This window comes from Streptomyces sp. NPDC005866, assembly GCF_040629895.1.
Taxonomy (GTDB): Bacteria; Actinomycetota; Actinomycetes; order Streptomycetales; family Streptomycetaceae; genus Streptomyces.
The window spans coordinates 44,581-57,327 of sequence record NZ_JBEXWP010000021.1; the positions used below are offsets into that span (position 1 = coordinate 44,581).

10 protein-coding genes and 1 pseudogene are annotated in these 12,747 nt (G+C 71.5%); 7 read left to right on the forward strand and 4 right to left on the reverse strand.

The features are described from left to right. Nucleotides 1-64 precede the first annotated feature (64 nt). Together ABZ396_RS27755 and ABZ396_RS27760 are read right to left on the reverse strand one after the other, a co-directional pair. The gene (locus ABZ396_RS27755) at nucleotides 65-1,702 is read right to left on the reverse strand and encodes an APC family permease (RefSeq protein ID WP_358923808.1); all 1,638 of its coding nucleotides are present in this window, start codon (nucleotides 1,700-1,702) and stop codon (nucleotides 65-67) included. Nucleotides 1,703-1,905: 203 nt separating this feature from the next. Continuing rightward, on the reverse strand, nucleotides 1,906-2,313 hold the full coding sequence (locus tag ABZ396_RS27760; RefSeq protein ID WP_358923806.1) for a CoA-binding protein: 408 nt from the start codon (nucleotides 2,311-2,313) through the stop codon (nucleotides 1,906-1,908). A 205-nt stretch (nucleotides 2,314-2,518) separates the two neighbouring features. Between ABZ396_RS27760 and ABZ396_RS27765 the strand changes: the two genes are divergently transcribed. Both ABZ396_RS27765 and ABZ396_RS27770 read left to right on the forward strand, forming a co-directional pair. Further along, entirely contained in the window at nucleotides 2,519-3,250 is a 732-nt protein-coding gene (locus ABZ396_RS27765; RefSeq protein ID WP_358923804.1) for a hypothetical protein, read from the forward strand. Beyond that, a complete protein-coding gene (locus tag ABZ396_RS27770) occupies nucleotides 3,247-3,789 on the forward strand; it encodes a histidine phosphatase family protein (RefSeq protein ID WP_358923803.1) in 543 nt (180 codons plus the stop codon). Before ABZ396_RS27765 ends, ABZ396_RS27770 begins: the two co-directional genes overlap by 4 nt. Nucleotides 3,790-4,019: 230 nt before the next feature. On the opposite strand, the gene ABZ396_RS27775 is transcribed toward ABZ396_RS27770, so the two are convergent. Beyond that, nucleotides 4,020-4,619 carry a DUF308 domain-containing protein gene (locus tag ABZ396_RS27775; RefSeq protein ID WP_358923801.1) on the reverse strand — a complete coding sequence of 200 codons (600 nt, stop codon included), beginning with the start codon at nucleotides 4,617-4,619 and terminating at the stop codon, nucleotides 4,020-4,022. A 191-nt stretch (nucleotides 4,620-4,810) separates the two neighbouring features. On the opposite strand from ABZ396_RS27775, the gene ABZ396_RS27780 reads away from it, so the two are divergent. The 3 genes from ABZ396_RS27780 to ABZ396_RS27790 all read left to right on the forward strand — a co-directional run bounded on the left by ABZ396_RS27780 (nucleotide 4,811) and on the right by ABZ396_RS27790 (nucleotide 7,441). Then, a complete protein-coding gene (locus tag ABZ396_RS27780; RefSeq protein WP_358923799.1) occupies nucleotides 4,811-6,013 on the forward strand; it encodes a histidine kinase in 1,203 nt (400 codons plus the stop codon). Then, nucleotides 6,010-6,669, forward strand: coding sequence for a response regulator transcription factor (locus ABZ396_RS27785; RefSeq protein ID WP_358923797.1), 660 nt, complete (start codon nucleotides 6,010-6,012; stop codon nucleotides 6,667-6,669). The genes ABZ396_RS27780 and ABZ396_RS27785 overlap by 4 nt, the downstream gene beginning before the upstream one ends. Nucleotides 6,670-6,814: 145 nt before the next feature. Beyond that, nucleotides 6,815-7,441 carry a YigZ family protein gene (locus ABZ396_RS27790; protein WP_358923795.1) on the forward strand — a complete coding sequence of 209 codons (627 nt, stop codon included), beginning with the start codon at nucleotides 6,815-6,817 and terminating at the stop codon, nucleotides 7,439-7,441. 361 nt (nucleotides 7,442-7,802) lie between these two features. Here ABZ396_RS27790 and ABZ396_RS27795 read toward each other — a convergent pair. Further along, nucleotides 7,803-8,297: pseudogene (locus ABZ396_RS27795) on the reverse strand (ATP-binding protein); the annotation flags it as partial. A gap of 307 nt (nucleotides 8,298-8,604) precedes the next feature. Between ABZ396_RS27795 and ABZ396_RS27800 the strand changes: the two are divergent. Both ABZ396_RS27800 and ABZ396_RS27805 read left to right on the forward strand, forming a co-directional pair. Then, nucleotides 8,605-9,750 carry an exonuclease SbcCD subunit D gene (locus tag ABZ396_RS27800; protein WP_358923793.1) on the forward strand — a complete coding sequence of 382 codons (1,146 nt, stop codon included), beginning with the start codon at nucleotides 8,605-8,607 and terminating at the stop codon, nucleotides 9,748-9,750. Then, on the forward strand, nucleotides 9,747-12,737 hold the full coding sequence (locus tag ABZ396_RS27805; protein ID WP_359186224.1) for an SMC family ATPase: 2,991 nt from the start codon (nucleotides 9,747-9,749) through the stop codon (nucleotides 12,735-12,737). The genes ABZ396_RS27800 and ABZ396_RS27805 overlap by 4 nt, the downstream gene beginning before the upstream one ends. Nucleotides 12,738-12,747 lie beyond the last annotated feature (10 nt).

Below are 12,747 nucleotides of genomic sequence, written 5' to 3' on the forward strand. Positions count from 1 at the left end.
TGACGGTGTCCCGTCAGCCGCGGCAGGGCCGCCGTGGCTGACGGGACACGGACGTCGGGCGGGCTCAGTGCGCCGGGGCGTCAGTGACCACGACCTCGTCGATGCTGCGCTCGATGTCCTGGGCGGGGGAGGCGGTCGCCTTGGCCCAGTAGTAGATGCCGACCGAGAAGACGGCGATGACCAAGATGTCCCACCACAGCGCGATATGACCCTGGCCGCCGAAACCGCCCTGCCAGGAGATCAGTCCCAACCCCACCAGGTAGACGGGCAGCCACTGCGCGGCCCGGAAGTCCAGCCGGGGCGCGTCCGGAAGGTTCTTGCTGTGGGCGTACCAGGCGTAGCCGCCGAGCAGCAGGTAGCCGAGCACGATCGCGATAGCCAGTCGCCACAGGGTGTCCCAGCCCGACCAGTAGATGATCAGGTTGGCCACCACGAACGACAGCGGGGAGATCGCCTTGCCGAAGGGCAGCCGGTACGGCCGCTCGTGGTGCGGCAGCCGGTCGGCGAAGACGCCGTACGCCAGCGGCGCACCGGCGTACATCAGCACGCTCGCCGAGGTGATGAAGCTGACCAGCTGCTGCCAGCTCGGGAACGGCAGGAAGCAGATCACACCGGTCACGAAGGACATGGTGAGGCCGAACCACGGCACACCACGGGCGTCGGTCCGGGCGAAGATCTTCGGCGCGTAGCCGTTCTTCGCGAGGCCGAAGGAGACCCGGGAGGTGGCCGTGGTGTAGATGAGGCCGGTGCCGCCGGGGGAGATGATCGCGTCCAGGTAGAGGATCCAGGCCAGCCAGCCGAGGCCCACCAGGGTGGCGAGGCCGGCCCACGGGCCTTCTATGCCCTTGTAGTGGAGGTGCGCCCAACCGTGCGCGAACGTGCTGTGCGGCAGCGCGGCGATGAACACCACCTGGAGCAGGACGTAGATGACGGCGCCGATCGCGACCGAGCCGAGCGTGGCGCGCGGCAGGTCCCGCTTGGGGTTGCGGCTCTCGCCCGCCAGCTGGATGGCCTGCTCGAAACCGAGCAGAGCGAAGATGATCCCGCTGGTGCTGATCGCGGCGAGCACGCCCTTGGCACCGAAGGGAGCAAAGCCCTCCGAGTGGAAGTTGGCCGGATGGAAGTTGCCGATGGCGATGATGAAGATCGCGGCCAGCGGCACGGCGATCTTCCACCAGGTGGCGGCGCTGTTGGTGTGCGCGAGCACCCGCACGCCGAAGAAGTTGATGCCGACGAACAGAGCCATGAGCACGACTGCCACCAGCAGGCCGCTCGCGGTCAGGGTGCCGTCGAGGTGCTGGAGATGCTGGGCCCACCTCCAGTGACCGGCGTAACCGATCATGGCCTCGACCTCGATCGGGGCCACGGTCGCCGCCTGCAGCCAGGAGAACCAGCCAAAGGACATGCCGGCGAGTCCGCCGAAGGCGTAGTGCGGATACCGGGCCGTACCGCCCGCCACCGGGAACATGCCGCCGAGTTCGGCGTGCACCAGCGCCAGCAACACGATCGCTATCGCACCGACCACCCACGAGATGGTCGCCGCGGGACCGGCCTGCACGACGGCCTTCTGGGCGCCGTACAGCCAGCCGGAGCCGATGATCGACCCCACCGAGGCCCACATCAGGCCGATCAGGCCGACGTCCCGCCTCAGACCGCCCGAAGGCGTGATGCCTTCCGTCGCGGCTTTCTCGACACTCACCATGTCAAGTGGCCTCTCAGATTCTGAACGCAGATTTAACGAGCAAGAGGCCACAAGTTACGGGCGCAAGCCGCGCGGGCTGAAGAGTGTTTCCCAAAACTTGACCCTCGATCCTTCCTGTCTTGGTCAAAGCTTTTGCACAGGTCAGCGAGGGTCACAGAATGTCCGTATTCAGTTGGGAAATGTGAGAAGAGGGTAAGACAGACCTACTTCAGGCGGGGAATTTCGATGGCCGGGCAGCGGTCCATGACCATGTCCAGACCCGCGGCACGGACCCGCTCGTACGCCGCCTCGTCGACCACCCCGAGCTGGAACCACACCGCCTTCGCGCCCTTCGTCACCGCCTCGTCAGCGACCGCGCCGGCCAGCTCGCCGTTGACGAAGACGTCCACCACGTCGACGTCGAAGGGGATGTCCGCGAGCGAGGCGTAGCCCTGCTCCCCGTGCACCGTCTCCGCCTTGGGGTGGACCGGCACGATCCGCTTGCCGAACCGCTGCAGCACCTGCGCCACCCCGTACGCCACGCGTCCCCGGTTGGACGACAGGCCGACCACCGCCCAGGTGTCGCCCGTCTCGGTCAGGATCCTGCGGATCGTCGCTTCGTCGCCGTACACCGTCGGCCTCCTCGGCTCGGGGGAACATCCGCCGTGCCAACAGCGCCCGCCGGACCCTGATTCCCTGGCCTGGGCCAGACCCGCGCAGTACCGTCAGGACAGTCTTCGCGGCAGAAGGTGTCCCATGTCCCGCATGTCCCGCCACGGTGACCGGAATCGGCGCAAGGTGCCTGCGTACGGCCTTCCACCCGCCTACGCTCAGCCCGTGCTGCGCATCCTCGACGCCAAGACCGGTGAGACCGTCACCGCCGCCCCCGCCCGCCGCGCCCTGACCCGGGTCGAGGCCCATGCCTCCGGGTACGACCTGACCGCGCTGCGGGTCCTGCTCACCACCGACCTGCTCCTGCGCGCCCTGGAGATCGGCGGCACCCCGGTCCTGCCTCTGCTCACGGCCGACCACCACCAGGCCGAGCTGCACGCCGCCGCCACCACCCTCGGCATCCGCCCCTTCGAGGACGGCCGCGACCTCGCGTCCGGACTGGGCGAGGCACAGGTCGTCCATGTGGCGGCGCAGGGCGTGACCGTACCCGGCGCCGGGGTGACCGTCGCCGTCGCCCCCGCCGGCGGCCGCGACGCCGACGTCCTCAACGGGCTGGCCGACCCCGCCGCACTCCGGCTCGCCCTCCTCGACGCCCCGCGCGGCGCGGCCGTCCACCTCGGCGCCGGCGACCTCGACGCGGCCGGCCGGCGACTCGGGCGGCTGCGTCAGGCGGTGGCCCAGTGGGCGCGCAGCCCCTCACGGCCGGTGCCCGAGAAGCTGCGGGGGCGGCTGCGGGACGCCTGGGAGGACGACCTCGACGTACCCGGGGTGCTCGGCGTCCTGCGCTGGATGGAGAACCAGCCCGAGATCCCCGCCGGCGCCCGCTTCGAGACCTGCGCCTACGCCGACCGGCTGCTCGCCCTCGACCTCACCCGCGACCTCGGGAGCGCCGCGTGATCGCCCGGGCGGGTGCGGGCCCGCTGCGCCGCCTGGTCGTCCTGCGGCATGCCAAGTCGGCCTGGCCCGAGGGCGTCCCCGACCACCTGCGCCCGCTCACGGCCCGCGGCCGCCGCGACGCCCCCGCCGCCGGCCGCGCCCTCGCCGCGTCCGACTGCCTGCCCGACCTCGCGGTCTGCTCCACCGCGGTGCGTGCCCGGCAGACCTGGGACCTGGCCTCCGGCCAGTGGGGGACGCCACCGCCGGTGCGCCACGACGGGCGGGTGTACGCGGCCGACGTACCCGACCTCCTGGAGGTCGTGCACGAGATCCCGGCCGAGGTGGAGACGCTGCTGCTGGTCGGGCACAACCCGGGACTGGAGGAACTGGTCCTGGAACTGGCCGGGGACGGCCTCGACGACACCCTGGAGCAGGTGCGGAAGAAGTTCCCGACATCGGCGATCGCCGTCCTGGCCTGGCACGGGACGGGGTGGGCGGCGCTGGGTCCGGGGACGGCACTGCTGACGGAGGTGACGGTGCCTCGGGGGGAGAAGAGGTAGCCGGCAGCGTCAGAGGGTCTCGCGTGCGCGCGAGGGGTAGCTGCAGCTGCGGCAGCCGTTGTGGAGCGCGGCCGCGATCCGCGGCGGTGGTTTTTTGTCGGGTGTGCTCTGGCGGGCATCCTGCTTCCGTCGTTCAGCTGAATGTCGATGGTCATGTCTCTCCTCAGGTGGTCGTACCTCTGGTGAAGACGCCGCGCCTCCAGGAAAGGCGGTGGCTCCGACGGCGGCGGTCAACGCTTCTCGCGTCGGCTGCGGATGCTCAGGGCGATGACGGAGACAAGGAACCAGAAGGCACCGAAGGCGGAGTAGCCGGCGACGGTGGACAGGCCGCTCGTCGCCGACGCGGACGTGGCAGCGACGGTGGCACCGGCGAGGACGGACTGTCCGCCGCTGATGACCATGGGCCACTGGGCGCCGACGGTGCGCCGGCGTCGGATCGCCACGACGAGCTGGATGGCCCCGGAAAGGAGGGCCCAGACGCCGAACACGAGAAGGGCCGTCCCGATGGTGGAGAAGACGGCGATGATCATTCCGGCGGTGGTGGCGAGGCCGAGACCCATGTTGACGGTACTGACGCGGTTCGCGGAGCCGGTGCCGGCCAGGCGACGCTCGAGGAGCGTGGCGATGGCGTCCCACAGGGGGTAGACGATGAGCAGCACGGCCGCGATCACTGTGGGCCTGTCCGTCGACACGAGCGAGGCGGAGGTGGTGAAGACGAGTGCCACCCAGATCAGGGAGAAGACGACTCGGATCAGGTAGAGCGATCGGAGCCCGGAGGGCGTCGGGGTGGCCGTGGTCGAAGTTGTCGAAGTTACGGTGGTCTGAGTCATCGGGTGTCCCGTTGTCATCGTGACGGTGTGAGACGGTCGCCTCGATGACGAGTCTCAGCGGGCTCGGGAGGGGCCACGTACTTCGAACGAAGTAGTTCTGCCGTCCACTTCGATGGAATGAGTCCTGCCGTCTCCGTCGACCGAAGCAGCTTCGCCGTCTACATCGTTCGAAGTACACGGCCGCCGCACACGTGAACGAGAATCAGCTCATGGTCAAGGCGCAGAACAGTCAGGACGGGCCCGCGGCACCGCTGTGGGTCCGCCGCCCCGAGGTGCTGCACCGAGTCGCCTACTCAGTGGCCGCGCTGGTGTTCACCGGTCAGATCGTGGCAGTGATGCTGAGAGGGTCGGACTGGCCGACGGCCCTCTCCGTGCTCCTCGCCGGCGGCGGTGTCACCCTCTCGTGGTGGAAGCCGTGGGCAGGACTGGTCGTGACGAGCACGGCGTCCTTCGCCGTCACAGCGGTGGGCCAGGACCCCCTGTCGGTGTGGATGATGGCGGTGCTCGTGCTGTTCTCGGTCACCCTCAGGGGAAAGCAGCCGCTGGCCGGAACCGGCATCGTGGCGGCGTTCTTCCTGGGCGCGTTCATGACGCTCGGAGGATTCCGTGGCGGCGCGGTCGTGGGAGCGGCCGCCCTCTTCTCAGCCATGGCGGGAGGTGCGACAGGGGCCGCGCTCCGCATCCATCGAGACCACTGGTGGACCCTGGAGGAACGGGCCGAAAGCGCCATCGCCACCCGCGAGATCGAAGCCACCCGACGAGTGACCGAAGAACGACTCCGCATCGCCCGAGACCTCCACGACGTCATCGGCCACCAGGTCGCGATGCTGAGCCTGCACCTCGGTGCCGCGGAAATCGGGCTGCCCGAAGACGCCGAGTCCTCCCGGCAGGCCCTCGTCTCAGCCAGATCCAGCGCCCGCACCGTCGTCGTCGAAACGCAACGCATCCTCGCGCTCCTCCGCCTCGGGGACGACGTCTCCGAGGCGGAGGCGCTCCGGCCGACCCCGGCGTTCAGCGGCCTGGAAGGACTTGTCGCCTCTTTCGAAAGCATCGGCCTCGACATCCGACCCTCCATCGACATCCCCGCCGGTTTCGTGGAGCCCAGCGTCGGCGTGACGGTCTACCGGGTCGTTCAAGAAGCACTCACGAATGCCTACCGGCATGGAGAGGGGAAGGCAGCGGTGGACGTGCGCGAGCGCGACGGCAGGATCTGCGTCACCGTGGAGAACCGCGTCGGTCACTCACCCCGCGGCTCCGACGCGGGCAGCGGACTCGGACTCGTGGGGATGCGCGAACGCGTCGAGTCCTCCGGCGGGCGGTTGACGATCGACAGTCACGACGGGCGATTCCGGGTCCATGCGGAGTTCAGCCCCCTGGGAGCAGTCGTCCGATGACGCGGATTCTGATCGTCGACGACCAGGACGACATAAGGGCCGGGATCCGGGCGATGCTTCGGCTCGACCCGAGTCTCGTTGTGGCGGGTGATCTCTCCGATGGACTCCAGGTCGTCCCCTTCCTCCGGGACCACCCCGTCGACCTGGTCCTGATGGACATCCGGATGCCCGGCATCGACGGTGTCGAAGCCACCCGCCGGATCCGCGAAGAGCATCCACCCGAAAAGACGCGGGTGATCGTGCTGACCACTTTCGACCAGGACGACATCGTTCTCGCCGCCCTGCGCGCGGGCGCCAACGGTTTCCTGAGCAAGACCGTGAGCCCTGCCGAACTCGTCGCCGGAATCACCGAGGTCGTTGGCGGTGGCGGTGCGCTGTCGGCCGCCGCGACGGCCGCGCTCATCGGTCACATGACCGACAGTCCGCCCCCGGTGATCGACCAGGAACTGCTGCGACGCTTCGGCGCTCTGACACCCAGGGAGCGTGACGTGGTCGTTCTCGTTGCAAGCGGTCTCGGCAACGACGAGATCGCGGCCCAGATGTCCGTGTCACCGTTCACCGTGAAGACGCATGCGGTGCGGGCCATGACGAAGGTCGGCGCACGTGACCGAGCGCAACTTGTCTCGTTCACCTTCCGGGCCGGCCTCTACCCCTGACCCTGCCGGGCACTGGGACGCGCGCCGCTCTGTGCGGAGGTCTCGGGAGACCCGGCCGGCCGGAGGCGTCGCAGCCCCGCACTCGAACATCCCGAGAAGCTTCTGCTCCATCGGGACGCCCTTGACCACGGATTAGGCTGGGCGGATGCAGGACGAGTACCGCACAGTCGCCCGCGCGGGCACCCACGAGACCGAGGTCAACCGCTCCCGCTTTCTGTGCGCCCTCGCCCCGGCGGCCACCGAGCAGGAGGCCCAGGACTTCATCGCGCGCGTCCGCAAGGAACACGCCGGCGCCACCCACAACTGCTGGGCCTACGTCATCGGCGCCGACGCCTCCACCCAGAAGGCGAGTGACGACGGCGAACCGGGCGGCACCGCCGGCGTCCCGATGCTCCAGATGCTGCTGCGCCGCGACATGCGCTACGTGGTCGCAGTCGTCACCCGCTACTACGGCGGCGTCAAGCTCGGCGCCGGCGGCCTCATCCGCGCGTACGGCGGCGCGGTCGGCGAAACCCTCGACACCCTCGGCACGATCACCCGCCGCCGCTTCCGGCTGGCCACGGTGACCGTCGACCACCAGCGCGCCGGCAAGGTCCAGAACGACCTGCGCGCCACCGGCCGCGAGGTCCGCGACGTCCGTTACGGCGAGGCGGTCGCCATCGAGATCGGGCTGCCGGAAGCCGACGTGGACACGTTCCGCGCCTGGCTCGCCGACGCGACCGCGGGCACGGCAAGTCTCGAACTGGGCGGGGAGGCCTACGGGGACGCGTGACGATCTGAACCGCACCGCACCCCGGGCCACTTCGCCAGATGCGGAGCTCTCTTCTAGGCGGATTCGGCAGGTATGTCTCCCCCAAGCGGGCGTCGGGAGGGGGCGAACAGATCGTATCGAGGGGGCGGCCGAGGGACGTGATCCGGTCGGCCACGGCGGTGCAGAGCGACGTCGGCCACCGTGAGCACGGACCGCTCCGCGGGGCGGCCGACGCGGGACTCGACCACACCTCGTGCCTCGGTGGCGGTGAGCGGGGTGAGACGCAGAGTGTGCATCGGGCAGGAACCCGCCCACTGCGCTCCCGCCGCTTCGAGAACCTGTCGAACGGGCGCGGGGAGGTGACGACAGCGAGGACGGTCCCCTGACGGGTGCGGTGGATGAGTTCGGCGAGCCGGCGCAGGGAGTGGAGGTCGGCGAGGTGCATGCCGTCGACGGCCAGCAGCACGGGCCGTCCCCCCGACAGCGCCAGGAGCGTGTCGCACATACGGGCGACGGCGTCCGCGGGCCGGCTGGTGGGGCCGATACCGGAGGCCAGGGCACCTGTCCGGGACGGACAGCACAGGGTGCCCAGAAGCTGGGTGATGGCGCCGTAGGGGAGCTGGGACTCGCGCGGTGAGCAGCGGGCGACACCGACGGCGAGACCGGCGGCCCGGGCCCGGTCGACGGCCCGTTGGAGGACGGCGCTGCGGCCGGAGCCCACGGGGCCGGTGACCACGGCGATGTCCGGGACACCGTCCCGCAGCCGGTTGACGAGTCCGTCCAGGCTGTCGAGCACGGCCTGCCTGCGGACGAGTTGAGCGGGGGCGAAACGGGGGTGGTGGTCATGGGCGGCCCTGAGGGGTCGCGGCACGCACACCCTGGAGGGCGGTGGGGGTAGGTCGGCGAGCCGCAGACGGTTTCTGCGGAAAACCGGCCGGTAACGCGGGTGAACACTTGATTCCCGTACCGCAGACCAAGGTTGGCGAATTCCCGCGGCGCGCGGCCAGGGCCTGCCGGATGAGGTCGGCGCCCAGGCTCAGCAGGCGAACAGACGCACACTCCGGGGTCAGTGGTGGATCGGGGGACGACAGGCGTTAGCGTGGTGGGTGTTGATGGCGAGCCCGTGCTGGTTCGTGCTGGTTTAGAGGCGCAGTAGGGGTAAACGTGCAGGTCAGAGCGGCTTCATGAGAATTCTGCACACTTCCGACTGGCATCTCGGCCGGGTGTTCCACCGGGTGAACATGCTCGGCGCCCAGGCCGAGTTCATCGGTTACCTCGTGGCGACCGTCCGTGAGCACGCCGTCGACGCCGTGGTCGTGTCGGGAGACGTGTACGACCGCGCGGTCCCGCCGCTCGCCGCGGTCGAGCTGTTCGACGACGCCCTGCACCGGCTCGCCGACCTGGGCGTGCCCACGGTGATGATCTCCGGAAACCACGACTCGGCCCGCCGCCTCGGCGTCGGCGCCGGTCTCATCGACCGCGCGGGCATCCATCTGCGTACCGAATCGTCGGCCTGCGGCACGCCCGTCGTCCTCACCGACGCCTTCGGCGACGTCGCCTTCTACGGCCTGCCGTATCTCGAACCCGCCCTGGTGAAGGACGAGTTCGCCGTCGAGAAGGCCGGGCACGAGCCGGTGCTGGCCGCCGCCATGGACCGGGTCCGCGCCGACCTCGCGGCACGCGCGCCCGGCACGCGTGCCGTCGTCCTCGCGCACGCCTTCGTTACCGGCGGCGAGGCCAGCGACAGCGAGCGGGACATCACCGTCGGCGGGGTGGCCGCCGTCCCGGCCGGTGTCTTCGACGGCGTCGACTATGTCGCGCTGGGCCATCTGCACGGCTGCCAGACCATCACCGAGCGCGTGCGCTACTCCGGGTCCCCGCTGGCGTACTCCTTCTCCGAGGCCGACCACCGCAAGAGCATGTGGCTCGTCGACCTGGCCGCCGACGGCACCGTCACCGCCGAGCGCCTCGACTGCCCGGTCCCGCGCGACCTGGCCCGCATCCGCGGCACCCTGGACGACCTGCTCGCCGACCCCGCCCTGACCCGGCACGAGGACGCCTGGATCGAGGCCACCCTCACCGACGCGGTCCGTCCCGCCGACCCGATGGGCCGCCTCACCGACCGCTTCCCGCACACCCTCAGCCTGGTCTTCGCCCCCGACCGCGCCCCGGACGACCCCGACGTGACCTACGCCCGCCGCCTGGCCGGCCGCACCGACCGTCAGATCGCCGAGGACTTCGTCGCCCATGTCCGCGGCGCGGGCCCCGACCAGTGGGAACTGGCCGTGCTGGGCGAGGCGTTCGACGCCGTGCGGGAGGTCGCCCAGTGAGGCTCCACCGGCTCGACATCACCGCCTTCGGCCCCTTCGGCGGCACCCAGACCGTCGACTTCGACGCGCTCTCCGCCGCCGGGCTCTTCCTCCTGCACGGCCCGACCGGCGCCGGAAAGACCTCCGTGCTGGACGCCGTGTGCTACACGCTGTACGGCACCGTCCCGGGCGCCCGCCAGAGCGGTCAGGGCACGTCCCTGCGCAGCGACCACGCCGACCCGGCCACCCGCACCGAGGTCCGCCTCGAACTCACGGTCGCCGGACGCCGGTTGGAGATCACCCGGCAGCCGCCCTGGGAGCGCCCCAAGAAGCGCGGCTCCGGCACCACCCTCGACAAGGCCCAGACCTGGCTGCGCGAGTACGACGCGACAGGCGGCGCCTGGAAGGACCTCAGCCGCTCCCACCAGGAGATCGGCGAGGAGATCAGCCAGCTGCTCGGCATGAGCCGCGAGCAGTTCTGCCAGGTCGTCCTGCTGCCCCAGGGCGACTTCGCCCGCTTCCTGCGCGCCGACTCCGGCGCCCGCGGTCAACTGCTCGGCCGTCTTTTCGACACCCAGCGCTTCGCCGACGTCGAGAAACGCCTCGCCGAGCGCCGGAAGGCGACCGAGGCCCGGGTGCGGGAAGGCGACTCCGCGCTGCTGGCCGACGCACACCGCATGCAGCAGGAAGCCGGCGACGCGATGGAGCTGCCGGAGCTGGCCCCGGGCGAGCCCGGTCTCGCCGAGGCCGTCCTCACCGCCGCAGCTGTCGCCCGCAGCACCGCGCGCGAGCGCCTCACCCTCGCCCACTGCCGCCTCACCGCCGCCGAGTCCGCCCAGTTCGCCGCCGACCGTGCGCTGACCGGCGTACGCGAACTGGCCCGGCTGCAGGGCCGGTTCACCGAGGCCAGGGAGCGGGCCGTACGGCTGGAGGAGCGGGCCGCGGACCGCCGTGAGGCGCAGGCGCGGATGGAGCGGGGGCGGCAGGCGGCGACGGTGGCGCCGGCGCTGGAGCTGCGCGAGTCCGCCGAGGCCGGGCACCGCAGGGCGGCCGCCGCCGAGACGCGCGCGCGTGCGCTGCTGCCGGAGACCTTGGCGGGAGCCGGTGCGGCAGGGCTCGCCACCGCGGCCCGCCGGGCCGCCGAGGAACTGGGCGGGCTGGGGTCCGCGCGCCGGGCCGAGCGACGGCTCGCCGAGGTCGTCGACGAGCGCGGCCGACTGGAGCGGCAGGAGCGGGACGACGAGGACGTCCTGCGTGAGGCCGAGGGCTGGCTCGCCGACTGGGACACCGTACGCACGGGGCTGCAGACCCGTATCGACTCCGCCCAGGAGGCCGCGACCCGCGCCGAGCAGCTCGCCGTACAGCGCGAACCCGCCCGCCGGCGGCTGGAGGCGGCGCGACTGCGGGACGAGCTGGGCCGGGACACGGACGAGGCACAGCGCAGGGCGCTGGCCTCCGCGCGCCAGGCTGTCGACGCGCGGGCCCACTGGCTCGACCTCAAGGAACAGCGGCTGAACGGCATCGCTGCCGAGCTGGCCGCCGATCTCACCGACGGCGAGCCCTGCGCGGTCTGCGGGTCCACCGAACATCCGGCGCCCGCACGGAAGTTCGCGGGACACGTCGACCGCGAGGCGGAGGAGCGTGCGCTCGCCGCCTACCAGCGCGCCGACGAACAGCGCGCCCAGGACGAGCGGCGCCTTGGCACCGTCCGTGAGGCACTGGCCGCCGCCACCGCCGAGACGGGCGACACACCTACCAGCCAACTCGCCGCCCAGTCAGATGAGTTGGAGCAGGAGTACGCGCGGGCCCGGCGCGATGCCTCCGCCCTGCACGCGGCGCACGAGGAGCTGCGGCTCGCCGAGCATGAGCGCGAGCGCCGCCTGGCCGGCCGGCAGCAGGCCGAAGTCCGGGCAGCCGCCCGTCTCACTCGGCGTGACGGCCTGGTTGCCGAGCAGGCCTCCCTCGAGGAGGAATTGGCCCAGGCCCGGGGCAGCGCGGTCAGCGTCGCCGCCCGGGCCGCGCAACTGGAGCGGCAGGTTGCGCTGCTCACCGACGCCGCCGACACCGCACGCGCCGCCGCCGACACTGCCCGGCATCTGAAGGACGCCGACGCACGGCTCGCCGACGCCGCCTACCGGGCCGGCTTCGACACCCCGCAGGACGCGGCCGCCGCCCGGCTCGACGACACCGCCCACCGCGTACTCCAACGGGGCCTGGACGACTTGCAGTCCGAGGAGGCGGCGGTGCGCGCGGCGCTGGCGGAGGCCGACACCGCGGCGGCCGCCCAGCAGCCGCCCGCCGACCTCGACGCGGCGGAACGCGACGCCGCCACGGCGGCCCAGCGTCTGCGCGACGCCGCCTCCGCCCGTGACCGGGCCGCCCGCTGCTGCGCCGAACTCGACCGGCTGTCCGCCCGCGCGACCGAGGGCGTACGCCGGCTCGCCCCGCTGCGCGAGGAGTACGAACGGGTCGCCCGGCTCGCCGCCATCACCGCCGGCACCTCCGCCGACAACGAACGCAGGATGCGGCTGGAGTCGTACGTCCTGGCGGCCCGCCTGGAACAGGTCGCCGCCGCCGCGACCGTACGCCTGCACCGCATGTCCTCAGGCCGCTACACCCTCGTCCACTCCGACGACCGCACCGGACGCGGCCGCAGCGGCCTCGGGCTGCATGTCGTCGACGCCTGGACCGGACGCGAGCGGGACACCGCCACCCTGTCCGGCGGCGAGACCTTCTTCGCCTCCCTCGCGCTCGCCCTCGGCCTCGCGGACGTCGTCACCGACGAGGCCGGCGGGGTCCGGCTCGACACCCTCTTCATCGACGAGGGCTTCGGCAGCCTCGACGACCAGACCCTGGACGAGGTCCTCGACGTTCTCGACTCGCTGCGTGAACGCGACCGCAGCGTGGGCATCGTCAGCCATGTCGCCGACCTGCGCCGCCGCATCCACGCCCAACTTGAGGTGGTGAAGGGCAGAAGGGGCTCGACGCTGCGGCAGCGCGGGGTCTAGTGCCTGTTGC

Bases quoted from the DNA above. Each gene is read 5' to 3' on its own strand.
- ABZ396_RS27755 (WP_358923808.1), bottom strand. From the start codon at position 1,702: ATGGTGAGTGTCGAGAAAGCCGCGACGGAAGGCATCACGCCTTCGGGC.
- ABZ396_RS27775 (WP_358923801.1), bottom strand. From the start codon at position 4,619: ATGACTCAGACCACCGTAACTTCGACAACTTCGACCACGGCCACCCCG.
- ABZ396_RS27785 (WP_358923797.1), top strand. From the start codon at position 6,010: ATGACGCGGATTCTGATCGTCGACGACCAGGACGACATAAGGGCCGGG.
- ABZ396_RS27790 (WP_358923795.1), top strand. From the start codon at position 6,815: ATGCAGGACGAGTACCGCACAGTCGCCCGCGCGGGCACCCACGAGACC.
- ABZ396_RS27800 (WP_358923793.1), top strand. From the start codon at position 8,605: ATGAGAATTCTGCACACTTCCGACTGGCATCTCGGCCGGGTGTTCCAC.